The sequence below is a fragment of the Abyssogena phaseoliformis symbiont OG214 genome, assembly GCF_016592595.1.
GTDB lineage: Bacteria > Pseudomonadota > Gammaproteobacteria > PS1 > Pseudothioglobaceae > Ruthia.
The window spans coordinates 1,080,921-1,102,346 of sequence record NZ_AP012977.1 but is presented as its reverse complement, the minus strand read 5'-3'; the positions used below and the strand labels follow the sequence as shown (position 1 = coordinate 1,102,346).

The 21,426-nt window shown below is 35.8% G+C and carries 26 protein-coding genes and 2 pseudogenes; 16 read left to right on the top strand and 12 right to left on the bottom strand.

The genetic code is table 11. The features are described from left to right. The first annotated feature begins 343 nt into the window (after nucleotides 1–343). A complete protein-coding gene (locus tag CVPH_RS06940) occupies nucleotides 344–745 on the top strand; it encodes a hypothetical protein (RefSeq protein ID WP_201341049.1) in 402 nt (133 codons plus the stop codon). Between the two features lie 16 nt (nucleotides 746–761). Here the strand turns inward: CVPH_RS06940 and CVPH_RS06935 are convergent, their stop codons facing one another. The 6 genes from CVPH_RS06935 to CVPH_RS06915 all read right to left on the bottom strand — a co-directional run bounded on the left by CVPH_RS06935 (nucleotide 762) and on the right by CVPH_RS06915 (nucleotide 4,688). Then, nucleotides 762–1,808 carry a glycosyltransferase gene (locus CVPH_RS06935; protein WP_201341048.1) on the bottom strand — a complete coding sequence of 349 codons (1,047 nt, stop codon included), beginning with the start codon at nucleotides 1,806–1,808 and terminating at the stop codon, nucleotides 762–764. Further along, nucleotides 1,808–2,608 carry a glycosyltransferase family 25 protein gene (locus CVPH_RS06930; RefSeq protein WP_201341047.1) on the bottom strand — a complete coding sequence of 267 codons (801 nt, stop codon included), beginning with the start codon at nucleotides 2,606–2,608 and terminating at the stop codon, nucleotides 1,808–1,810. Before CVPH_RS06930 ends, CVPH_RS06935 begins: the two co-directional genes overlap by 1 nt. Before the next feature lies 1 nt (nucleotide 2,609). Next, nucleotides 2,610–3,350, bottom strand: a complete 741-nt coding sequence (locus CVPH_RS06925; RefSeq protein ID WP_201341046.1) for a hypothetical protein — start codon at nucleotides 3,348–3,350, stop codon at nucleotides 2,610–2,612. 85 nt (nucleotides 3,351–3,435) lie between these two features. Beyond that, nucleotides 3,436–3,570, bottom strand: a complete 135-nt coding sequence (locus CVPH_RS10810; protein ID WP_281064627.1) for a hypothetical protein — start codon at nucleotides 3,568–3,570, stop codon at nucleotides 3,436–3,438. Nucleotides 3,571–3,627: 57 nt separating this feature from the next. Next, nucleotides 3,628–3,960, bottom strand: coding sequence for a glycosyltransferase family 25 protein (locus CVPH_RS06920; RefSeq protein WP_201341045.1), 333 nt, complete (start codon nucleotides 3,958–3,960; stop codon nucleotides 3,628–3,630). Further along, complete coding sequence (locus CVPH_RS06915) at nucleotides 3,960–4,688, bottom strand: glycosyltransferase (RefSeq protein ID WP_201341044.1); 729 nt, start codon at nucleotides 4,686–4,688, stop codon at nucleotides 3,960–3,962. Before CVPH_RS06915 ends, CVPH_RS06920 begins: the two co-directional genes overlap by 1 nt. 392 nt (nucleotides 4,689–5,080) lie before the next feature. Between CVPH_RS06915 and CVPH_RS06910 the strand changes: the two are divergent. Next, nucleotides 5,081–5,248, top strand: a pseudogene (locus CVPH_RS06910) (sugar phosphate nucleotidyltransferase); the annotation flags it as partial. After that, nucleotides 5,238–6,000, top strand: a pseudogene (locus CVPH_RS06905) (polysaccharide biosynthesis protein); the annotation flags it as partial. The pseudogenes CVPH_RS06910 and CVPH_RS06905, both read left to right, overlap by 11 nt. A 66-nt stretch (nucleotides 6,001–6,066) precedes the next feature. Here CVPH_RS06905 and galU read toward each other — a convergent pair. The 3 genes from galU to glmS are packed head-to-tail and all read right to left on the bottom strand — an operon-like array spanning nucleotide 6,067 to nucleotide 9,986. Next, the gene (galU, locus tag CVPH_RS06900; RefSeq protein ID WP_201341043.1) at nucleotides 6,067–6,897 is read right to left on the bottom strand and encodes a UTP--glucose-1-phosphate uridylyltransferase GalU; all 831 of its coding nucleotides are present in this window, start codon (nucleotides 6,895–6,897) and stop codon (nucleotides 6,067–6,069) included. Next, nucleotides 6,894–8,129, bottom strand: a complete 1,236-nt coding sequence (locus CVPH_RS06895) for a glucose-6-phosphate isomerase (RefSeq protein ID WP_201341042.1) — start codon at nucleotides 8,127–8,129, stop codon at nucleotides 6,894–6,896. Before CVPH_RS06895 ends, galU begins: the two co-directional genes overlap by 4 nt. Nucleotides 8,130–8,138: 9 nt before the next feature. Next, entirely contained in the window at nucleotides 8,139–9,986 is a 1,848-nt protein-coding gene (glmS, locus tag CVPH_RS06890) for a glutamine--fructose-6-phosphate transaminase (isomerizing) (RefSeq protein ID WP_201341041.1), read from the bottom strand. An 81-nt stretch (nucleotides 9,987–10,067) separates the two neighbouring features. On the opposite strand from glmS, the gene CVPH_RS10260 reads away from it, so the two are divergent. From CVPH_RS10260 to alaS, 4 genes are read left to right on the top strand one after another with little or no spacing between them, the layout of a single operon-like run. Continuing rightward, nucleotides 10,068–10,580 carry a PHP domain-containing protein gene (locus tag CVPH_RS10260; protein ID WP_225879672.1) on the top strand — a complete coding sequence of 171 codons (513 nt, stop codon included), beginning with the start codon at nucleotides 10,068–10,070 and terminating at the stop codon, nucleotides 10,578–10,580. 9 nt (nucleotides 10,581–10,589) lie between these two features. Continuing rightward, complete coding sequence (locus tag CVPH_RS10255) at nucleotides 10,590–10,910, top strand: PHP domain-containing protein (protein ID WP_225879671.1); 321 nt, start codon at nucleotides 10,590–10,592, stop codon at nucleotides 10,908–10,910. Further along, nucleotides 10,895–11,509, top strand: a complete 615-nt coding sequence (locus CVPH_RS06880) for an L-threonylcarbamoyladenylate synthase (RefSeq protein WP_201341040.1) — start codon at nucleotides 10,895–10,897, stop codon at nucleotides 11,507–11,509. Before CVPH_RS10255 ends, CVPH_RS06880 begins: the two co-directional genes overlap by 16 nt. Before the next feature lie 48 nt (nucleotides 11,510–11,557). Next, nucleotides 11,558–14,155: an alanine--tRNA ligase gene (gene alaS / locus CVPH_RS06875; protein WP_201341035.1), complete on the top strand. Its 2,598-nt coding sequence runs from the start codon at nucleotides 11,558–11,560 to the stop codon at nucleotides 14,153–14,155. A gap of 18 nt (nucleotides 14,156–14,173) precedes the next feature. Here the strand turns inward: alaS and CVPH_RS06870 are convergent, their stop codons facing one another. Further along, complete coding sequence (locus tag CVPH_RS06870) at nucleotides 14,174–14,464, bottom strand: TusE/DsrC/DsvC family sulfur relay protein (RefSeq protein WP_201341033.1); 291 nt, start codon at nucleotides 14,462–14,464, stop codon at nucleotides 14,174–14,176. Nucleotides 14,465–14,615: 151 nt separating this feature from the next. Between CVPH_RS06870 and prmA the strand changes: the two genes are divergently transcribed. From prmA to CVPH_RS06845, 7 genes are all read left to right on the top strand, one after another. Then, nucleotides 14,616–15,494, top strand: a complete 879-nt coding sequence (gene prmA, locus CVPH_RS06865; RefSeq protein WP_201341025.1) for a 50S ribosomal protein L11 methyltransferase — start codon at nucleotides 14,616–14,618, stop codon at nucleotides 15,492–15,494. A 2-nt stretch (nucleotides 15,495–15,496) separates the two neighbouring features. Further along, a complete protein-coding gene (locus CVPH_RS06860; protein ID WP_201341023.1) occupies nucleotides 15,497–16,543 on the top strand; it encodes a tRNA (5-methylaminomethyl-2-thiouridylate)-methyltransferase in 1,047 nt (348 codons plus the stop codon). Between the two features lie 469 nt (nucleotides 16,544–17,012). Continuing rightward, nucleotides 17,013–17,396, top strand: a complete 384-nt coding sequence (locus CVPH_RS06855) for a hypothetical protein (protein WP_201341021.1) — start codon at nucleotides 17,013–17,015, stop codon at nucleotides 17,394–17,396. Between the two features lie 425 nt (nucleotides 17,397–17,821). After that, entirely contained in the window at nucleotides 17,822–17,980 is a 159-nt protein-coding gene (locus CVPH_RS10250) for a hypothetical protein (RefSeq protein WP_225879670.1), read from the top strand. 107 nt (nucleotides 17,981–18,087) lie between these two features. Further along, the gene (locus tag CVPH_RS06850) at nucleotides 18,088–18,435 is read left to right on the top strand and encodes a hypothetical protein (RefSeq protein ID WP_201341020.1); all 348 of its coding nucleotides are present in this window, start codon (nucleotides 18,088–18,090) and stop codon (nucleotides 18,433–18,435) included. A gap of 193 nt (nucleotides 18,436–18,628) precedes the next feature. Further along, nucleotides 18,629–18,760, top strand: coding sequence for a hypothetical protein (locus CVPH_RS10805; protein WP_281064626.1), 132 nt, complete (start codon nucleotides 18,629–18,631; stop codon nucleotides 18,758–18,760). 9 nt (nucleotides 18,761–18,769) lie between these two features. Continuing rightward, entirely contained in the window at nucleotides 18,770–18,958 is a 189-nt protein-coding gene (locus CVPH_RS06845; protein ID WP_201341018.1) for a hypothetical protein, read from the top strand. A 69-nt stretch (nucleotides 18,959–19,027) separates the two neighbouring features. On the opposite strand, the gene thiS is transcribed toward CVPH_RS06845, so the two are convergent. Together thiS and CVPH_RS06835 are read right to left on the bottom strand one after the other, a co-directional pair. Further along, on the bottom strand, nucleotides 19,028–19,228 hold the full coding sequence (gene thiS, locus CVPH_RS06840) for a sulfur carrier protein ThiS (protein ID WP_201341016.1): 201 nt from the start codon (nucleotides 19,226–19,228) through the stop codon (nucleotides 19,028–19,030). Then, nucleotides 19,225–19,494, bottom strand: coding sequence for a heavy-metal-associated domain-containing protein (locus CVPH_RS06835; RefSeq protein WP_201341014.1), 270 nt, complete (start codon nucleotides 19,492–19,494; stop codon nucleotides 19,225–19,227). The genes thiS and CVPH_RS06835 overlap by 4 nt, the downstream gene beginning before the upstream one ends. Nucleotides 19,495–19,612: 118 nt before the next feature. On the opposite strand from CVPH_RS06835, the gene carA reads away from it, so the two are divergent. Continuing rightward, entirely contained in the window at nucleotides 19,613–20,734 is a 1,122-nt protein-coding gene (gene carA, locus CVPH_RS06830) for a glutamine-hydrolyzing carbamoyl-phosphate synthase small subunit (protein ID WP_201341012.1), read from the top strand. Continuing rightward, complete coding sequence (locus CVPH_RS06825) at nucleotides 20,731–21,417, top strand: MlaA family lipoprotein (protein WP_201341003.1); 687 nt, start codon at nucleotides 20,731–20,733, stop codon at nucleotides 21,415–21,417. Before carA ends, CVPH_RS06825 begins: the two co-directional genes overlap by 4 nt. Nucleotides 21,418–21,426: the final 9 nt, after the last annotated feature.

The window sequence follows — 21,426 nt, the reverse complement described above, 5'->3', positions numbered from 1 at the left end:
TCTCGAAAACTCTTTCTTTGTGTTTTTCTTGTCCATATTTTTGCCAAAGGTTATAAAATAATAGTTTTAAGAAACAGTAATAAAGAATGCAAAAAGTGAATATTTTATTCAACAAGATAAAGTCTTTGTATAGTGGAAAAGCAAGAAGACAAATTCAAAATAAAAAAATGCTTAGCATAGAAAATGCCAGCGAAAGATTTGAACACATATACAAAAAAAGACTTTGGAGTAGTAAAGATTCAATCAGCGGTACGGGCTCAATATTAGACTCCACCTTCCAAAAATATTTGCTAAATTTAATATTTCTAGCATTCTAGACACACCTTGTGGAGATTTTAATTGGATGCAGCATGTTTTAAAAAAGCATAATGAGATTGACTACATTGGCGGGGATATTGTTAATGCACTAATCCTTGAAAACAATAAAAAATATGCATCAAAGCATACTTCATTTATAACACTCGATATCACCCAAGATGTACTGCCAGATGCAGATTTAATAATTGTAAGAGATTGTTTGTTTCATCTGAGTTATGCTGATATTTCTTTTTTCTTAAAAAACTTGTCCAAATCAAAAATCAAATACATTCTAACAACTGGTCATATTGAAGTAAAAAATACTGATATTGTTACTGGGGATTTTCGTAAAATAAATTTATTTACAGCACCTTTTAATTGGGATAAAGAGTCTTTATACAACATAAAGGAAGAGGGGAAGGTGTTATATTTGTTTGAGTGTGCTTAGCTATCTTCTAATATTATCAAATTAAATCAATATATTTTTTGGCGGCAAGACTAAGGTGAAATTTTTCATCAAGTGGCTGGATGAAAGCTAGTGGATTATTAGTCGCCTGTTTTATTAATTGAGCTAATTTTTCAATGTTTTCAACTGGACATAAGTTTTTACTGGGCAATATCTCAGATGGTCCTGATGGGCAATTGGTGCTAATAACAGCTGTATTTAGCGCTAATGCCTCTAAAATTACCATGCCAAGCCCTTCAAAATCAGAAGACAAGACCATTAGCTTGGCATTTTTAATGAGAGGATAGGGATTAGATTGGAATCCCAAAAAAATAACTTTGCTCTCTAAATTAAGTTCTTGAACCAGTGCCCTTATATTACTCTCAAGATAACCTTGTCCGATTAATACTAAGGGTGTTTTTATGTTGCTTTTTTTGTAAGCCTTAATTAAAACATCATGTCTTTTTTGGTGGGCAAATTTCCCAACATGAATAATATAATCATTAAGGTTTATTAAATTATCATCTTGCGCCATTCTTTGAGTAAATCTAATATCAATCGGATTGTGTATTGTTTGAACTTTTTTTTCTGGTTTAAATAGTTTTATAAAATCACTTTGCACACCCTTTGAAACGCAAATTACTGGTTTTTGAGTGTAGATTTTTTTTAATTCTTTAAAGTTTCTAGCATAAAATTTTGCCTCTAAGCTCATTGTGTTGTGTATGACAAGATAACTATTTAATTTACTATAAGCAAACAACCGGTCAATTGGTAGCAAATTAGACAGTACTAAATCAGGCTTACCACAATGGCGTATGATAAATTTATCTAAAATAGGGGATAAAACCAATCCTCTTACGCTCCTAGGAGTCCAGCGGTAGTGTTTTTTAAAGACGTGTATATTGATATTGCCATTATATTCTAATTCAATTATTTCTTTAAAAATAACAATATGGACATCGCAGTTATTTTGTTGTAAACCAGTTGCTAAACTTAACATAACTCGTTCAGCACCATTCCCCTTTAAATCTGGGATAACTATGACGATTGTTTTTTTATTTTCCATTATTTAGTGTTGTTAATAGCAAAAAAATCTTTTTTTCTTGTTTTGATATAACGCCTGTCTGATTTTGTTATTAACAGAAATTGGTATAATCCTAGTTTTAATTGGAAGTAGGCTCTTTTAATTCGGAATGAAAAACTACCTTTTGGGTTGTTGCAATTATTAATGGTTGAGGTGGATATTTCATCCGAACAGGTGTTGCTTAACCCGTAATAAGTACATTGATCCAGTTGAATAATAGGTGCTGGTTCTACTTGATAGGTACGAATACTATGGCAAGCGGTAATATGTGCATCAGCTAGTGCAATGCCTTTTCTTTTTTCGCATTGAATAAGTTTTTTGGCGCCCTCTGGCCAAAGTATGTATCCTGCTGCACCTGTCCTATCTTGATAAAGACGAAGAAGTTTCGAGTTGCATTCAAGAGCCATGCTAGATTTTGAAATGAATTTTTTTCTACCTCTATTTTCAAGATTGACTAAGTCCATGCCTTTTTTGCCAGAGAGGTCTGCAAGTAATTTTGGTACGCATTTTGATAGCAATGCATCGTCTTCTAATATTAGAGCCGGTTGATTTTTTTTGATAATCTTATGCCATGTTAATTTATGTGAATAATAGCAGGCAACTTCAGTATTTTTTAGCGGTCTTTGCCAGTCGTAGTAATGCTTTTTGTAGGTATTATTACCAATATCTTTGGTAGACATGGCATGGATTATTTGGTAATCTAGTTTTAATGATGACAATTGTTTTTCTTGAAACTCTCGTCGTTTAATCGAACTTGTTAGATTAATAACAAAAATATCCATTTTACCACCAACCAGTTTTTTCTCTTGCGTGCTTATCTTTTAGGCGCTTATAGACGGTATCAAATTTTTGTAATCTTATAAACACCTCAAGTAATACTTGACCTGCAATATTAATTTTTGCCGCTTTATCAATACGCCAGCGCATATTTCTAAGCGTGTCATCAGTGCCAACTTTAAATACCGAGATGCCATCAAAAAGCGCTACTCTCTCTTCATTACTTAGCTCGATGATTTTTTCTTTATCATCTTTGTGGTTTTGAGTATTGGCAATGAAGCGCTCACTTTCTTGTATTTTGACAGTATTTAGCAGGCATGAACAAGCTATGGATAAGCCCCTAAGCGCATCGTCATTAGAGTAATCTGTAAAGGTATCAGCTGCAGAAATTAACCACCGTGTGTTTAAATTCTTGAGTAAAAATTTTGTCTCTTTATACCAAAGATTCTCAAAAATAGCAAAATACTTGCTTGATTCAAAGTCCCGTCTCATTAAAACAATAATCTTTGCATGGGTATAGCAAAGTTCACTTTGCCCAGAAAACTCATTTTTTAAAGCAGTAAAGTGTTTTTCAATATTGTTGAAACTGCCGTGTGTGTATATGATTTTATCATTGGCAATTAATTTTTTTTTTTGGCTTCTAAAATTTGTATCAATCTGATTGGACAGATTTTTTGCGTTAAGTCGCCTTTGATGACGACTTAACGAAAACCACTTCTCAAATTTACTTTTATCTCTGCGCCCCATTTTTTTTAGTTAATTCGGCAAAAAATTTCTAGTAAAAATCCACGTCTTTCATAAAGAGGGCGGCCTAGTTCATTTTTTATTTTTGCTAATAATTTCTTTTTTTGTTTAAAAAAACTTGAGCAGCTAACTTGCCATAAATAGCACCCTGATTTTTAAGTGGCGGTGTTTGATAACGAATAAGCACAGTGCCATTAATATTTTTTCTTTCTTTTTCTACCATACCTTTTTGCCAGACAAATCAATCACAATATTTTAATCTAAATGTTAGAATAAAATTTCAATTACATTTCTTAATGTTGTCATGTATTTTAACATCATTCTCTAATACAACACATGCCTTGGAATTGTGGCTTGATACTGTCCGCCAAGCATGGTGCCAATTAAAGGCGTAGCCGATTTCTCCTGCAGATAAAGCTGCATAATGAATCCATGAACGTTTTGATTGTTGTTGGTAAGATTGTAATATTTGGGGTTGAATTTGGTGACCATCAATTGCGACTATTCTTTCAAATGGCATTTTTAATTTAGATAACTGTTTGTCCATATAAGATAGTCTGTTAGGGCTTCTATCTAAATTGATAATATAAATAGGAATTTTTGTAGTGCTCATTAGATTTTCCAATATTTTTCAATCCAAGGTGATGGCTGGATGTGTCGATACCATTTTCCACTACGCCCAATAATTGCTTCGGGTGGATTAGGCAAACCATGGAATAAAATAACTTTTGCACCTTTGGGTATAAAAGGCGCTTGAAACCAAGACTTTATCCAAGAAGGACAACAGCGATACTTAAAACTTGGTACCCATTCATCTGGCCAATATCTCAATTTGTCTTGTTGGCGCATTTCGCGTGATAAGTACGCTTGTTCGTGGCGCACTTCGCTTTTTACCAGTTCAGGGTTTTGTTCAAAAAAACTTAAAATTTCTGGGTGTTGACCAATTTCGAACCTAAATATTGATGAGTTACCTTCTATTTTTTTTGGATTTTTCTTATCATGAGCAATTAGAAAATCACCAGGATGAGTGAAAAATTCATTTAAATTTCCAACTACCACTATGTCTAAATCTAGAAATAAAGTAGGCCCAGATAAACCACTAAAGTCTTTTTTAAATACAGTTAATTTTCGCCAACCCCTTTCTGGTAATCCAGATGGTAAATCTAATTCTGGTAAATCTTGTATTTCTATCTCATCCCGTATACCTACATTATTTTCAGTGAAACATACAAATCGAAATGGTATAGAAAGATGACGAGAAACCATGCCGAAGAGTCGATTAACATATTCAACAGGAAATTTATCACCCCATTTCATGCATATAATATTAACTTTATTCATTTGTATAAAATTACTGGCTTATTACAAATAGACATTAATTGTTCAGAATTATATCCCTAAATTAGGTAAAACTCTAGTTTGAGTCTAGCGACTTATGCTGTTTATAATGCCATAACTAATAGAATATTTTATATTAATGAAGAGCATATAGGGTATATTACTTAGGACACTTTTTAGTAGTAATTATTTCTGAACGTAGGGTTGATTATGTTGGATTATCCAATATTATGTTTTTTTTAAAAAAGCATTAAATGATTATATTTAGCGTTATGCGTTATTAAAATAGCATGGCGTAATAACAGATTCTTACCAACTTATATGTGTGATTTATTTAGGAACGATTAGGCGGTGAGTATGATTAGTCCCAACTCATTTATTCAAGGATATTATTTATGAATATAGTGCCAGTTATCTTATCTGGTGGTTTTGGCACGAGATTATGGCCACTATCTCGCAAGCAATATCCTAAACATAAACAGTACCTACCTTTAGTAAGTGATAAAAGCATGTTGCAAGAAACAATTTTGCGTCTAAATGGGTTGGATAATTTTGTTTGCAATATTGAGTTCGGTGGTTAATCAAGACAGAGTAGAAAGGGCGTGTAAGCAATTCAAGGTGCAGACAATTTATCATGCAGCAGCTTATAAGCACGTACCTATGGTGGAATTTAATCATACTGAAGGCGTGATGAACAACATTTTTGGTACGCTCAATTGTGCACAAGCCGCTATTAGTAGCAAGGTTGAAACGTTTGTACTAATATCCCCCGATATAAAGCGGTTCGTCCAACAAATACTATGGGTGCTACTAAACGTAGTGCTGAAATGGTATTGCAAGCATTGTCAAAGCATCAAAGCGGTACAAGATTTAACATGGTGAGATTTGGCAATGTACTAGATTCTAGTGGCTTAGTAATTCCTTTGTTTAAAAAACAAATTAAAGCAGGTGCTATGGGCGCAAGCCTGTTAGGATTTACGATTTAGCTTTAAAGATGATTCATTTAACTGGGTTAGAGCTTAAAGACAGTACTAATTTAAATGGAGATATTGAGATTGAAATCATAGGTCTTCGCCCAGGGGAGAAGCTTTTTGAAGAGTTATTAATTGACGATAATGCATTAGGCACTAATCATTCAATGATTATGAAAGCCCAAGAAAACATGTTTTCTTGGGCTGAATTAAAGTTGGTATTGGTCAGTATGGAGCTTGCTATTACTAATTATGACCAAGATAAACTACGCTCATTATTGATACAACTTGTACCAGGCTTTAAGCCACAGTGCGACATTAGTGATTTGTTATTCAATGGTTAAATGAAACGCTTGCAAGACACATTCAAAGGAACGAACAGCGTTCGTTTCAAGAATATGCAAAAGTTTTTAAATAATACCTTGTTGTTCGGCAAAGTAGTTTGTTGCTTTAACGTAGCCCTGAATACTACCACAATCAAACCGTTTACCTTTAAATTTATAAGCAATCACGCGACCTTGTTTTACTTGGGTGAGTAGTGCATCGGTGATTTGAATTTCACCACCTTTACCCGGTTTGGTTTGTTTGAGGGTATTAAAAATATCTGGTGTTAAGATATAACGACCTATAATGGCCATATTGGTGGGTGTATCTTTTGGCGCTGGCTTTTCAACCATATCAGTAACATGATATGTATCATTAGTATTATCAACTAAATCACCAGCAATCACGCCATACTTGTGGGTTTGATCCATAGGCACTTCTTCGATAGCTACGATTGAGCATTGATATTTGTTGTACACTTGAATCATTTGAGCCAGTACACTATCGTTTTCTGATGTGCATAAATCATCGGCTAGATGAACAGCAAATGGCTCATTGCCAATTAGCGGTTCGCCAGTGAGAATGGCATGCCCCAATCCCAACATTTGCTTTTGTCTAACGTAAGTAAAAGTGGCATTGTTGCAAACAGCATTGATTTCTTTTAGTAGTACTTCTTTTTGTGTGCCTTGAATTTGCGTTTCCAGTTCTAAAGCTCGATCAAAATGGTCTTCAATGGCTCGTTTACCTTTGCCAGTGACAATGGCCATATTGCTCATGCCAGCATCAAGCGCTTCCTCTACAGCGTATTGTAATAATGGTTTGGTTAGAATAGGTAGCATTTCTTTAGGTACTGCTTTTGTAGCGGGCAAGAATCTAGTGCCAAGGCCTGCTGCTGGGAAAAGACATTTTTTAATCATAATTGTTGTAATTTTTTAAGGAGGATGTTTTTGCCAGATTCTACACCTGGCTGGTTATAGGTATTAATATTAAGCAAATCCCCAACGAGTGATGTTAGTAATTCATAATAATAAATAAGCTGACCGATACTGAATTCATCTTGTTTTTGTAAAGTAATTTCATCAAGCGGAATTCTTGTATGTTCTTTTAAGGATTCTATAATGGCATCAGCTTGCATATTAATTAAGGTTGAAAATTCAACTTGATTAATTAGGTCTAGCGTTTCTAATTTTTCCAAAGTCATGTCAGGTACTTTTTGATGGTTATCAAAAGTTTTAAGTTTAATAAAGGTAACACTTTTATCTCTTGTTCCTTCAGATAATAATTGTAAAAAAGAGTGCTGATCTTTAGGCCCAGTTAGGCCAATAGGCGTTAATCCAACATTAAAAGCTGAGTTTTTTTGTTTTTTTCCTAAGCTTTCCCCCCATAATTGCACGTACCAATCATTAAAATATTTCAGTGAATCAGTGTAAGAAAATAAAGCATTAATATTATAGTTTGAAGAGTTTTTTGCATAAAAAGTTGCTTTTTTAAGTAATACATTTTGCATGTAGCCTTGATTAAAAAAACTATCTTTAATCTTTGCGGCACCCTTTAGCAAGCAATCAATTTTTATCCCTGTTAATGCCAATGGCATGATGCCCGCACTGCTTAGGAGTGAAAATCTACCGCCAACATTTTGTTGGATATTAATAATTAAGCCGCCAACTTTTTGAGCATGTTGCTCTAGTAGTGAGTCTTGGTCGGTAATAAATGTAAAGGGAAAATACGAAAGTTGAGCGCTTTTAGTGATTGCAAGAATGTGCTTATAAGCCGCAATTGTTTCAATGGTTGTGCCTGATTTAGAGATAACAATAAAATGTGTTGATTCCATGTTTAGACTATTGCAAATATTGGCAATAGTAACAGGGTCGGTGCTATCCATAAAATACAAGTTTCGTTTTAATTGCCTGATGGGTTTAATAAAATGATAAACCGCTTTAGCGCCTAAGCTTGACCCGCCAATGCCGATAACAACAACATCACTAATGCTGTTTAAATTTTGCCTTTTGTCTAATTGCTTTAAATAATAATGAATATAAGTGGTATCTTGATTAGGTAAATTGTAATAGCCAACCTGTTTTCTTTCATTGAAAATGCGACCCAAAAGAGAAGGGTCAAAATCAGAATCAAAGCCTAGTGTGTTAATCATAATATGACGTTATTCTACGGTGATTGATTTAGCCAAATTACGAGGTTTATCAACATCAGTGCCTTTGATTAGTGCGACGTGATAACTAAGTAATTGCAAAGGAATAGTAAAAATAATGGGCGCTGTAATTCTACCAAGATTATGCGTGATTGACATGACAGTCATATTTTTCATCGGAGGCACATTGGACATTTCATCTTCAAAGACAATCATTTGTGAGCCACGAGATTTAACCTCTTGCAAGTTTGACTTGAGCTTGTCTAATAGTTGGTCATTAGGTGCAATTGCAATAACAGGCGTGTCTTTATCAATCAAAGCAATAGGCCCATGTTTAAGTTCACCTGCTGGAAAGGCTTCTGAATGAATATAGCTAATTTCTTTAAGTTTGAGCGCACCCTCCATAGCAATAGCATGCATTGTGCCTCTTCCTAAGAAAATAGCATTAAACTTGTCTTTAAAGGATTGTGCGAGTTCAATAATTTGATTTTCTTGTTCGAGTGTTTTTTTAATCAAACCCGGTAAGCGATTTAGACCATCTACAATAGAGGCTTCTTGTTGTTTATTCACTTGTTTATGGCATTTACCAATGGCAACTGACAGCAATGCTAAAGACACCAATTGTGTGGTAAAGGCTTTAGTAGAAGCTACACTAATTTCAGGGCCAGCATGGGTTAACAAGGTAAGTTCGGACTCACGTGTTAGGGAAGATTCCGCACAATTACAAATGGTTAATGTGTGAATATTCTTGTGACGTTTTTTGATAGATTTTAGCGCCTCTAAAGTATCAGCAGTTTCCCCACTTTGGGAAATAGTAATCAACAAGGTGTTATCAAGCACAATCGGATTACGGTAGCGATACTCACTAGCCACTTCAATATTAGTTGGCATTTTTGCAATGTCTTCAAGCCAGTATTTAGCGACTAAGCCTGCGTTATAACTAGTGCCACAAGCAATAATTTGAATGTGTTTCGTATTTTTGAAGATGGTTTCAGCATGATGACCAAAAGCAGAAAGCAACACAGTGTCTTTGGTAATGCGCGATTCTAGCGTGTCACGAATTGCTTGCGGTTGTTCAAAAATCTCTTTTTGCATGTAATGTTTATAACCATTTAGGTCAATTTGTTTACTGTTAAGATTTGAAGTTTTAATGGTTCTATTAACTTGTTTGCCATCTTTATTGTAAATAGTAATTGAGTCAAGCGTAATATCGGCAATATCTCCTTCTTCTAAAAAAATAAATTTCTTGGTGATGTCCAGTAAAGCCACCTGATCTGAGGCAATAAAATTACCTTCATTGCTAATGCCTATAATGAGTGGCGAGCCACTTCTAGCAACAACGATATGCCCTAGGTATTCTGATGATATCACCCCTAAACCATAAGCCCCTTCAAAGGTTTTAATGGCTTTTTGAGTGGCTTTAAGTAAATTTTTTGAGGTTTTCAGAGCCTGGTGAATACTATGAACAATCACCTCAGTATCGGTATCTGAAGTAAAAGCATAGCCCTGTGTTTTTTGTTCTTGCTTGAGTTTAAGGAAGTTTTCGATAATGCCGTTATGTACAACACTAACCGTGCCAAAACAAATATGAGGGTGCGCATTTTGTGTTGATGGTTCGCCATGGGTCGCCCAGCGAGTGTGTGCAATGCCAACACTACCTTGTATTTTCGGACTTTGTTTTTGAATGCTAGTTTCAAGGTTAACCACCTTGCCTACTGCGCGCACACGACTTAGTTTATTGTCATTTGACAAAACCACAACACCCGCTGAATCATACCCGCGATATTCTAAGCGTTTTAACCCACTAAGTAGAATTGGGGTAATATTGTCTTTACAGATGCCGCCAACGATTCCGCACATGGTGTTGATTGTATTAAATAGTTATGTTTGAGATTATAGCCAATTACGCTTGTAAAATAGATAGATTATAATAAACAACTTATGGTCATTGACTTACACAATCACTCGTATTATTCAGATGGGGTTTTATCGCCTACTGAAGTGGTGGTGTGCTTGGCTAAAAAACAAAACTGTGATGTATTTGCACTAACAGACCATGATACGATTGACGGACTTTCTGAGGCTAGTCTTGAGGCGAATAAATTAAATTTACAATTTGTATTTGGTACTGAAATATCAGCCATATGGAACAACATGACAATCCACATTCTTGGGCTAAAAATCGATCTAAATAACAAAATATTACAGGCTGGACTTAAAAAGCACCAGCAGCTCCGAGAAATTCGCAGCGAAAAAATAGCGCGTAGTTTGGGTGGGGCTGGCATTATTGGCGCCATGGAAAAAACCAAAGCGTTTGCTAAAACAAGAATGATTACTCGTATACATTTTTCCCAAATGCTGATTCAAGAAGGCATTTGTAAGGACATGAAATCAGTATTCAGACGTTTTTTAGTGGGCAAAAAGCCAGGTGGTGTGGGCGTCAAGTGGGCGTAATTTGATGAGGTGATTGGGTGGATACGCGACGCAGGTGGTGTGGCAGTGTTGGCACATCCTTTTCGTTATAGAATGACGTATACTAAAATTAAACGCATGATGAGTGATTTAGCTGTTAATGGTTGTGGCGGGATTGAAGTGGTAACAGCCACAAGTAGTGTTGATGAAATCAGACTTGCCAGTCAATGGGCGAGTGAACTAGGGTTGTTAGCGTCAAGCGGTTCTGATTATCACGGCTGGCCAAATCAACGAATAAAAATGGGTTGTTTGCAAGATTTGCCTCATTTTGAACAAGCAATATGGAGAAATTGGACATGGCAAAATTATTAGAAATTCACTCGAAAAACCCACAGCTACGTTTGATTAAGCAGGTGGTTGATGGGTTGCGTTGTGGTGCAGTGATTGCCTATCCAACAGATTCTGGCTATGCGTTAGGAACAACACTGGGTAATAAAAATGGATTAGAGCGTATTAGGCGCATTCGCAATCTTTCAAAACAACATCACTTTACCTTGATGATGCGTGATTTAGCGCATATTGGTGAATATGCCAAGCTAGATAATACTTCTTTTAGGTTACTCAAGAAAATCCTGCCTGGTGCATACACATTTATCTTGCAAGGTGCACGTGACGTGCCTAATCGCTTGTTATATGCTAAGAAAAAAACCATTGGTCTTAGAGTATCTAATCATGGCGTGGTGCAGGCTTTATTAGATGCATTAAATGAGCCAATGATGAGCGTGTCATTAATTATCAAAGATTGCGAATTTTTTGATATTGATGATGTACGCGGTGCATTAGAAAAGCATGTAGATGTGATTATTGATGGGGGCTATTGTCCGCCAGAACCAACCACTGTGATTGATTTATCTTCAGGTGGTGCTGATATTATTCGCCAAGGCGCAGGAGACACTTCCCTTATTATATAGGCTTTTACGGCGTATAATGCGCATTTTTTATCAAGCACTTTTGGCAAAATGAAAACCGCACAAATTAGACAAAAATTCTTAGATTATTTTGAGTCAAAAGGCCATACGATTGAGTCTAGTGCATCGCTTATTCCTCATAATGATAAAACTTTATTGTTTGTTAATTCAGGCATGGTGCCGTTTAAGGATGTATTTAGTGGTGTGGAAAAGCGTCCATATACGCGCGCTGTATCGGTTCAGCGTTGCGTGCGCGCTGGTGGTAAGCACAATGACCTTGAAAATGTTGGTTATACAGCACGTCACCATACTTTTTTTGAAATGCTGGGTAATTTTAGTTTTGGCGATTACTTTAAGCGTGAAGCCATTCATTATGCTTGGGAATTTCTAACAAAAGAGTTAAACTTACCTAAGGAAAAGCTTTGGGTGAGTGTGTTTGAGCAGGACGATGAAGCAGAAAATATTTGGGTCAATGAAATTGGTTTTCCTAAAAATCGAATCTCTCGTTGTGGCGCTAAAGATAATTTTTGGCAAATGGGTAGTACAGGCCCGTGTGGTCCATCAAGTGAGATTTTTTATGACCATGGTGAGCATATTGCCGGTGGTCCACCAGGGCAAGCTGATGAAGATGGTGACCGATATATTGAAATCTGGAACTTGGTATTTACACAATTTGACAAACAAGAAGATGGCCATTTAAAACCATTGGTCGCACCTTGTGTAGATACAGGCATGGGCTTGGAACGTTTAGCCGCTGTGCTACAACACAAGAATAACAATTACGATACAGATGGTTTTCAAAGTCTTGTTAAGGCCATCGTGAACCTAACACCTAAATCCAATAATATTAAAAATGATAATGCTTCGGTGCGTGTGATTGCTGACCATATTCGTTCTACTGCTTTTATGATTGTTGACGGTGTCATTCCTTCAAATGAAGGCAGGGGTTACGTACTTCGTCGTATTATTCGTCGCGGTATTCGTCATGGGCATAAGATGAGTATTGATAAAGTATTTTTCTATCGCTTAGCGCCAGTACTAGCATTGGAATTTAAAGATGCTTATCCAGAATTAAAACAAGCTTTACCCAAAGTTGAAAAGATACTAAAGCGTGAAGAACAACGTTTTGCACAAACGCTAGACCAAGGCATAAACCTCTTAGAAGAGGCAATCACCAATCTTAAAGGTAGTGAGATTAATGGTAAAACAGTTTTTAAACTTTACGATACTTATGGCTTTCCAGTGGACTTAACAGCAGACATTGCTCGTGAGCGTCATTTAACCATTGATATGTCAGGCTTTGAGCTTGAGATGACCAAACAAAGAGACCGTGCCCGACAAGCAGGCGATTTTAAAACATCGAAAAAAGAAGTTGATATTAGTGAGGTAACTGAGTTTCTAGGTTATGAACAATTGGAAAATGTTTCTTCAATTCTGGCACTTGTTAAAGATGGCAAATTGGTTGAAAAAATTGAAGTAGGAGAGCACGGTATTGTTGTTTTAACCCAGTCAAGTTTTTATGCTGAATCAGGTGGCCAAATTGGCGATAGCGGCGTGCTGTTTAATGCACAAGTTGAGTTTAGAGTGAGTCATACAAATAAGCAAAAATCAGGCGCATTTGAGCATCATGGTGTTTTAAACAAAGGTGTTTTAAAAGTGGGCGACACAGTACAAGCCAATGTTGATAAAAAATCTCGTAAATGCATTGCTAGAAACCACTCGGCAACACATTTATTACACGCCACACTTCGTATTGTGTTGGGTGAGACAGTAACACAAAAAGGTTCTTTGGTTGATAGTGAAAAACTGCGTTTCGACTTTTCGCATGATGAGGTGATTACCAAGTTAGACTTGGAAAAAATTGAAAGCATGGTTAATCGTAAGATTTTAGGAAACACAAAAGTACATACCGATATTACTAATATTGAAAATGCAAAAAAGAAAGGCGCAATGGCGCTATTTGGCGAAAAATATGGCGACACTGTGCGCGTTTTAACCATGGGTAAAGATGATTTTTCAGTGGAATTGTGCGGCGGCACCCACGTGCGCCAACTTGGTGATATTGGACTTTTTAGAATCACCTCAGAAGGCGGTGTTTCTGCTGGTGTGCGTCGTATTGAAGCGCTAACAGGCTATGATGCATATCAATTTGACAATCAAACACAAAACAGCTTGAATGAAATTGCACAAATGACTAAGTCAAGCAATGCACAAGTAGTAGAAAAAGTTATGCAATTGATTAAACAGCAAAAAGAATTGGAAAAACAAATTGCCACTTTTCAAAAAAAATTAGCCAGCAATCAAGGCAATGATTTGGTTGGACAGGCTCAAGAAGTAAAGGGTATTAAATTACTGTCAACTGTCGTAGAAGGGGTGAGTGGCAAAGATTTGCGTGATATTGCTGATAAACTCAAAGATAAACTAGGTTCAGCTATTATCGTATTAGCAGTAGTAAGTAATGATAAGGTGTCGTTAGTTGCAGGCGTAACAAAAGACTTAACTAAGCAGTATCAAGCTGGAAAGATTCTTAACCATGTTGCAGAACAAATTGGTGGAAAAGGCGGGGGCCGTCTAGATATGGCACAAGGCGGGGGCACTCAGCCTGAGCATTTAACCAAGGCACTTGCCTCAGTTAAATCATTAATTTAATTTATGTTAAGTTAATGATTAAACACAACCTGTTGGTTGGGGCATGCCGCCGTATTTGGTAATAGGTTTCATCGGGCCAGTTAGCCATTCTTTAAATAGGATTTTTTTATCAATGCCGACAACTTTGGCAAAGGTTCTAATGGGCGGTACTGATGAATTTTCTTCAAAATACTCTTTGGCTACAAGAATTTGATTAACCATACTTTCAGTTAATTCAATGTCATCTTCTTTAGCCATTTCATGCATAATGTCTTGCGTCCAAATTGTTGGATCAACTAAGTAGCCATTGCCTGTTCTTTCTAGTCCCATTTTATTACCTTGTTATTTTGTTAAAATAAATAACCCATTATACCTAATACCTTAATTTTTTACTTGGTTTTTATAAAAATATCCATCAAAGCTGTAAAGAGGGTGTGTGACGAGGCATTAGCAGTATTCTGTAGGGTATAATTTGTACGCTATGGATTGGATGCAACTCATTATTAGAACAAACAAAGACCAAGCAGATTTTATCTCTGAGGTGCTGATGGGTTTGGATGCTTTGTCTATTACTTTTAGCGACTCATTTGATGATGCTATTTTTGAGCCACCTGTAGGTGAAACGCCTTTATGGCAAGATACGACAATCAGTGCTTTATTTAATGTAGATGTCGAACAAACGCATGTGCAAATGATGCTAAAGCAAACTTGTAATATTGAACAAAGCTCTTTTGAGCTACTAAAAAATTGTATTTGGGAAGATGAATGCAAAAAATATTTTCACAAAATGCAATTTGGGAAAAATATTTGGATTTTCCCTTCCTGGGAAGACGCATCCACTTTGTCAAAAGAAGCTGTTATTATTGACATGGATTCTGGCTTGGCATTTGGTACAGGCACGCATCAAACGACAGATTTATGCTTGCAATATTTAGATCAAAACCCACCCAAAGATTTAACTGTGATTGATTATGGTACAGGTACTGGTGTTTTGGCAATTGCTGCAGCCAAGTTAGGCGCAAAAGAAGTTATCGCCATTGATAACGACCCACAAGCAGTGCTTGTTACTACGAATAACATTCAAACTAACTATGTTGACTCTAAAATAACTGTATTACATAGTGACGAAGAAGGCGAATTAAATCAAGTTGACTTATTGATTGCTAATATCTTGGCTAATCCTTTGGTTGGTTTGTGTGAGCACTTTTCTAGGCGAATTAAATCAGGCGGAAAAATTGTACTATCTGGTATTTTTCAAGACCAAGTAGAGGTGATTTTAGACACATATGGTCATTATTTTTCAACATTAAGCGTTAAACAAAAAGGTGATTGGTGTTGTGTAGATGGCATTAGGAAATAAGCATGACAAACAAACAAATTAAAGCTATATCGTTAATTTCAGGCGGACTAGACTCGCTATTAAGCACTAAACTAATGCTCGACCAAGGCATTCATGTAGAAGGCATTAATTTTTTTACTGGCTTTTGTGTGGAGGGGCATACACACGCCATTCGCAAGCAAAAAAAAGACAAGCCAAAACGTAACAATGCTTTATGGGTGGCAGAGCAGCTAGGTATTAAGTTACACATTATTGATGTGATTGAAGAATATCGTGATGTGCTTTTAAACCCTAAGCATGGTTATGGTAAAAACATGAACCCATGCCTAGATTGCAAAGGCTTTATGGTCAAAAAAGCCAAACAGTGGATGATTGAGCATGAGTTTGATTTTATTATTACAGGTGAAGTCATGGGTCAACGTCCTATGTCACAGCGTAAAGAGACCATGCCTATTGTCCAAGCAGAATCAGGTGCGAATGATTTACTCCTAAGACCCTTATGCGCAAAACATCTGCCAGTCACCAAAGCAGAACTTGAAGGCTGGGTGGACAGAGAGAAATTATTAGATTTTTCAGGGCGTACGCGCAAGCCACAAACGGCTTTAGCAAAAGAATATGGCTTTGATGATTATGCCACCCCAGCAGGTGGTTGTTGTTTTCTAACCGATAAACAATATTCTGATAAATTGGTTGATATGTGGCAATCACGTGGTAATCGTGATTATCAATTGGATGATTTAATGATGCTCAAAGTTGGCAGACACATTCGCCCAAATCCACGTTTTAAAATGATTGTTGCTCGTGAAGAAGGTGAAGTTAAATTCCTAGAAGGCTATCGTAACCAATATGCAAATCTATATCCAACCAGTTGTAATGGTCCGTTAGCATTGATTGATGGTGAGCCAAATCAAGAAGATTTGAAAATTGCTGCTAAAATATTAGCACGCTATTCTCAAGGTAGAGAAGAAGACTCGGTTGATGTAGAAGTTAAACTCAATGTTGGCGTGGTACAACAATTAAGCATTAAGCCGTTTTCTGCTGATGAAATCAAAAAAGAGTGGATGGTTTAAATTGAATAAGGACCCAGATATTTTATGTACGAATTCAGGGCTTTAGATATTAAAAAAATCATTCTTAAATAGGTTAATCAAACTTAGCCGTTATGAAATGGAGCAAGTTGAAGAAAAACTTGAGTGGATATTAGGTTTTCGCGACTAGTCAGTTTTTTTGGCTAATTTATCGCAAATAAGAGACACCCTAGAACGCCCTCTTTGTACCTTCCATTTGGTAGTATATACAATCATTTTTTCAAGGAAAAGACTATAAAATTATTTAAAAGTTTGGTTTTGATTAGTTTATCAATATTTACCATTCACACACTATAAATGCAGTTGAATAAACCAATTCGCCAAACAATATAGAGCTTTACGCCCTCAATACGGACGCTGTTAAGAATACCGGCGGTAATTTGGTGTTAAATTCAACTCTGAGGAGTTAAAACTAAAATTAGAACTCAGTAAGAATTTTATTAAAACGGGCATGGTGGTAAAACTCAACCCACAAAACTCTAAATTCTATTTTAAAACAGGGCTTAATTTATCTAATCAAAAACTTTTTGGCGGTGATAATGCTTACGCAAGGGTTAATCAACACTCTGTAGCTTTGGCGGGTGGATACTTGCTTAAAGATGATTTATATGCAGAAGTTGGGCTTTCTAATACTAAACTAAATGGCAAAAATATTGGCAGTACTTATTTAATCGCAGATGAGATTACCAAGTTGGGTTATGTTGAACTTGCCAAAAGAATGAAAACAGATATTGGTACAGTTGATACTAACGTTAATGCAGGTAAAAGTTTTTATGAATTTAAAGACAATGAAAAATCTTATGGTATTTGCGCTAGATTATTACCCAAGTATTAATACAAAACTAAGCGTATAAAGCTGGTTTGAGTGTGGTAATAATATTAATAGGCTGGGCGTTAAACACAAACATTGGTTTGCAAATTATCAGTGTAATACCTCTCAAAACATTAATAAAATTGAACTAGGTCTGAACTTTGCCTTTGACAACACCTTTGATTTTAGCACTTACTCATCACAGCAAACCCTGCCGCATCTATCAGAACTCCACAGTTTTGAAGACATTGTGCTTACTCATAATATGAGTATTCAAAGCACAAAAGGCGTAAACAGGATCACGCCATTTTCTCAACCGAGTATATCAATAGCAGACTAAAGTATTGATGATAATGGTGGTGGGGCGATTTCCTTGGATTTAACACTACCCATTGTGAGCAATATACAGGCAGGCGCTGTTTATACATTTACAGAGCCAGCTGGGAGGGTTGCTTGGAAGGCTTGCTATTAATGCAAATACAGGGTTACTCACTTACCATGGGGATGAGGTTGGAGATGATTTTTATGTTATTACTATAAAAGTAATCAATCCTGAAAGTGGATTTGCAACGACCACTTTCAATTTAGCCGTTAATGATAATGGTTGATAGTGTTATTTTTTTAGTAATTTAAGTTTATTGTCATTAGGCTTCACACAATGTTTTTCCCTAGCCTTTTGGTGAATGTGTATTTTTTATTTTTTTAAAGGAGGGTTATGAAAAAGTTAATAACAATGAGTGGTGTTTTAATAGTTGGAGTTATGTTGAGTAGTTGTCAAATGGAGGATAACATTCGTAGCAATAAAATTAAATTAAAAACAGCGCAATCAAAAGCCAATTCTATTTCTAGTGATTTAACAGTATTAAATAATAATCAAAAGAAATTAGAAAGCACTGTTGCTAATAACGAAAAGAATTATAAGAGTGTTTTGGCTGAGATAACAAAAGAAAACAAAAAATTAAAGAGTAGCAGCGACAATGCAACCAAAAAATTTACCAAGTATAACCAAGAATTTAATAAAAGAATCAATCAATCAATTAAATCAACTACCCTCTATTATTAAGCATTTGGCAATAAATTACCAAAGGCATTCAAAGATAACTAATTATAGAAATAATACTAAGCCAGTTACAGTAATAAAAAATACAAATAGTGAAGTGAAAAGTATTTGTACTAGTTTTAAGGGGAGGTTTCCAGCGTTTATCGAATCAGGGTATAAATAAATGTTTAATTTTATAAAAAAAATATGGAAACAGATGAATGTTGTTTATGCTATTTATGTTGCATTTGGCTTTGTATCGGGAATGTCTTTTGAGTATAAAACTAAAATTCTTGAAACTCTTTATGTCGCATATTTATATGATGAAAAAGACTATAAAGCCTCATGACTTGCGCCTATGGAATCCCCAGTAATTACAGAGAATAAGTGCAGTGAAAAATACTCAATTATGGAAGGTAAGGTGCCTTCTATTTTAGAATACGTGGGAGAAATTAAAAATACCATTAATGGTGAATGTGATTTAAGAATAGAAAATGCTAAACAATCAACTATGGAAGATTTTAGAGCAGGAATGACAGTAAATTAAGCGACGAAATCAAACACTCAGAGTAATTGATTTACTTTTTCTGGTATTAAAATAGTTAGGTTAAAAATATTAACCACCACCAACCGCCTTAATAATCTCACAAATATCGCCTTCGTTTAGGGTAAATTCAGCATGTTTGGATTTAGGAATAATGACTTCATTGACTTCTAGTGCAATGCGCTGATTTTTATAACCCAGTTGAACAATCAAATCATGTGCGTTTAAGCCATTAGCCATTTCTAGCGACTCGCCATTTAGGGTGAGTGTCATGTATCTATTTTGCCAATAGCACAAGAAACAAAGGATTTTGCTTTGGCTTTGGCAGAATTAAAGCCATGGACTGAATCAATTTCAGGGTAGCCAAGATTGAGTAGAACTTTGATAATTTCGGCTTTTTTAGCGTCGTCTACGTCAAGATCTATAATGCCTTGTTCAATGTCAATATCAATATTTTCGGTATCAAAAGTTGAGGTTAATTTTTTAGTAATGGTGCCTGCACAACCACCACATTTGATATTGTCAACGATTATCTTCATAATGCCTTTTGTTTGGTTTTTAAAGGCGTCATTATATCACTTTGATTTGTGCATTTGGATGTCAGAGTAGTGCGATAATATGGTAAAATTCTCAAAGTTTTTCATTTGGGAGTATTTGGTGTCACAAGTTGCCTTATTAGCATTAGAAGATGGGAAGATTTTTCATGGAAAATCTATTGGCGCTAATGGTGAAACTTTAGGCGAAGTGGTGTTTAATACCTCAATGACAGGTTATCAAGAAATTTTAACCGACCCATCATATGCACAACAAATCATTGCACTAACTTATCCACATATTGGCAATACAGGCACCAATTCAGTTGACGAAGAATCAGACAAAGTTCATGCAGCAGGTTTAATTATCCGAGATTTGCCTTTGATGGTAAGCAATTGGCGTTCAGATAGGCCTCTAGGTGAGTATTTAAAACTAAATCATATTGTTGCTATTAGTGATATTGATACCCGCGCATTAACACGCCACCTACGAACACAGGGTGCACTTAAAGGGTGTATTATTGCAGGTGATGACATTGACCAAGAGGCAGCTATTGCCAAGGCTCAATCATTTGCTGGTCTTAAAAATACGGATTTAGCAAAAGTGGTTTCAACTGCTCAGTCGTATGAATTTAATCAAGGCTCTTATTCGTTGGAAGAGACTAAATTTAACAAATTAGATGCTAAATTTAAAGTCGTGGTTTATGATTATGGCGTTAAGAAAAATATTTTAAGGATGTTGGTAGACAGAGGCTGTGATTTAACTATTGTTAATGCACAAACACCAGTAGAAACAATATTAGCGATGAACCCTGACGGTATATTTTTATCCAATGGACCGGGTGATCCTGAGCCATGCGGCTATGCTATTAAAAGCATCCAAACCTTGTTAGAAAAAGATGTGCCGTTATTTGGTATTTGTTTGGGTCATCAATTGTTATCTTTAGCAGTTGGCGCAACAACGCAAAAGATGAAATTTGGCCATCATGGTGCTAACCATCCTGTGCAAAATTTACACACCAAGCAAGTGATGATTACTTCTCAAAATCATGGATTTTCAGTGTCAGAGGAAAATATACCAAACAATTTAGAAGTGACACACCGCTCATTATTTGACAACTCTATTCAGGGCATTAGCGTTGTTAATAAAAAAGCATTTGGCTTTCAAGGACATCCTGAGGCCTCACCAGGGCCACATGATATGAGTGGTTTATTTGATACATTTATTAAGGAGATGAGCGAATGAAAAATTTATTAATGAGTTTTTTATTATTGGCATTCGGTACAATTACTACGGCTGAAGATGTTGATCCATTTGAAGAATCAAATAGAGCAGTTTTTGAGTTTAATCAAACCTTAGATGAAAATGTTTTTGAGCCTGCAGCTAGAACTTATAAAGAATCTGTGCCTGAAACAGCGCAAAACCGAGTCAGTGATTTTTCTTCTAATTTGGACGATATCTCCACACTGGGTAATGAAATTTTGCAGTTTGAATTATTTGATAGTGTGAGCACGTTTGGCAGGATTTTAGTGAATAGTACCATAGGATTGGCTGGTTTATTTGATGTTGCTAGTGATATTGGGCTAGAAAAAACCAATGAAGATTTTGGTCAAACGATGGCAGTGTGGGGTGTGCCAAGCGGTCCTTATGTGGTTTTGCCGATTTTGGGTCCATCAACCATGCGTGATTCAGCAGGTACTTATATTGATATTACTGAAAATGTAGATGTAACCAAGGGGTTAAACACCACTGAAGAAACCGTTTTATTACTCACTAGAACTGTTGACACTAGAGTTAAATTATTACCAGCAACAGATTTACTTAAAAATTCAGACGATGTTTACATTGCAACACGCTCTTCTTATTTACAAAAGAGACAATTTGATATTTTTGATGGCAATCCACCTATTGAAGATGATGATTTCTGACCTAATTTA

Excerpts from the sequence above, each read along its gene's own strand:
- CVPH_RS06825 (WP_201341003.1), top strand. The coding sequence starts at position 20,731 with ATGAAAAATTTATTAATGAGTTTTTTATTATTGGCATTCGGTACAATT.
- thiS (WP_201341016.1), bottom strand. The coding sequence starts at position 19,228 with ATGACACTCACCCTAAATGGCGAGTCGCTAGAAATGGCTAATGGCTTA.
- CVPH_RS06835 (WP_201341014.1), bottom strand. The coding sequence starts at position 19,494 with ATGAAGATAATCGTTGACAATATCAAATGTGGTGGTTGTGCAGGCACC.
- CVPH_RS06915 (WP_201341044.1), bottom strand. The coding sequence starts at position 4,688 with ATGAATAAAGTTAATATTATATGCATGAAATGGGGTGATAAATTTCCT.
- galU (WP_201341043.1), bottom strand. The coding sequence starts at position 6,897 with ATGATTAAAAAATGTCTTTTCCCAGCAGCAGGCCTTGGCACTAGATTC.
- prmA (WP_201341025.1), top strand. The coding sequence starts at position 14,616 with ATGGATTGGATGCAACTCATTATTAGAACAAACAAAGACCAAGCAGAT.
- CVPH_RS06920 (WP_201341045.1), bottom strand. The coding sequence starts at position 3,960 with ATGAGCACTACAAAAATTCCTATTTATATTATCAATTTAGATAGAAGC.
- CVPH_RS10805 (WP_281064626.1), top strand. The coding sequence starts at position 18,629 with ATGAATGTTGTTTATGCTATTTATGTTGCATTTGGCTTTGTATCGGGA.
- CVPH_RS06845 (WP_201341018.1), top strand. The coding sequence starts at position 18,770 with ATGGAATCCCCAGTAATTACAGAGAATAAGTGCAGTGAAAAATACTCA.
- CVPH_RS06895 (WP_201341042.1), bottom strand. The coding sequence starts at position 8,129 with ATGATTAACACACTAGGCTTTGATTCTGATTTTGACCCTTCTCTTTTG.
- CVPH_RS06855 (WP_201341021.1), top strand. The coding sequence starts at position 17,013 with ATGGTGGTAAAACTCAACCCACAAAACTCTAAATTCTATTTTAAAACA.
- CVPH_RS06940 (WP_201341049.1), top strand. The coding sequence starts at position 344 with ATGCAGCATGTTTTAAAAAAGCATAATGAGATTGACTACATTGGCGGG.
- CVPH_RS06930 (WP_201341047.1), bottom strand. The coding sequence starts at position 2,608 with ATGGATATTTTTGTTATTAATCTAACAAGTTCGATTAAACGACGAGAG.
- CVPH_RS10260 (WP_225879672.1), top strand. The coding sequence starts at position 10,068 with ATGGTCATTGACTTACACAATCACTCGTATTATTCAGATGGGGTTTTA.
- CVPH_RS06925 (WP_201341046.1), bottom strand. The coding sequence starts at position 3,350 with ATGGGGCGCAGAGATAAAAGTAAATTTGAGAAGTGGTTTTCGTTAAGT.
- glmS (WP_201341041.1), bottom strand. The coding sequence starts at position 9,986 with ATGTGCGGAATCGTTGGCGGCATCTGTAAAGACAATATTACCCCAATT.
- CVPH_RS06870 (WP_201341033.1), bottom strand. The coding sequence starts at position 14,464 with ATGGGACTAGAAAGAACAGGCAATGGCTACTTAGTTGATCCAACAATT.
- CVPH_RS06880 (WP_201341040.1), top strand. The coding sequence starts at position 10,895 with ATGGCAAAATTATTAGAAATTCACTCGAAAAACCCACAGCTACGTTTG.
- CVPH_RS06850 (WP_201341020.1), top strand. The coding sequence starts at position 18,088 with ATGAAAAAGTTAATAACAATGAGTGGTGTTTTAATAGTTGGAGTTATG.
- CVPH_RS10810 (WP_281064627.1), bottom strand. The coding sequence starts at position 3,570 with ATGGTAGAAAAAGAAAGAAAAAATATTAATGGCACTGTGCTTATTCGT.
- alaS (WP_201341035.1), top strand. The coding sequence starts at position 11,558 with ATGAAAACCGCACAAATTAGACAAAAATTCTTAGATTATTTTGAGTCA.
- CVPH_RS06860 (WP_201341023.1), top strand. The coding sequence starts at position 15,497 with ATGACAAACAAACAAATTAAAGCTATATCGTTAATTTCAGGCGGACTA.
- CVPH_RS06935 (WP_201341048.1), bottom strand. The coding sequence starts at position 1,808 with ATGGAAAATAAAAAAACAATCGTCATAGTTATCCCAGATTTAAAGGGG.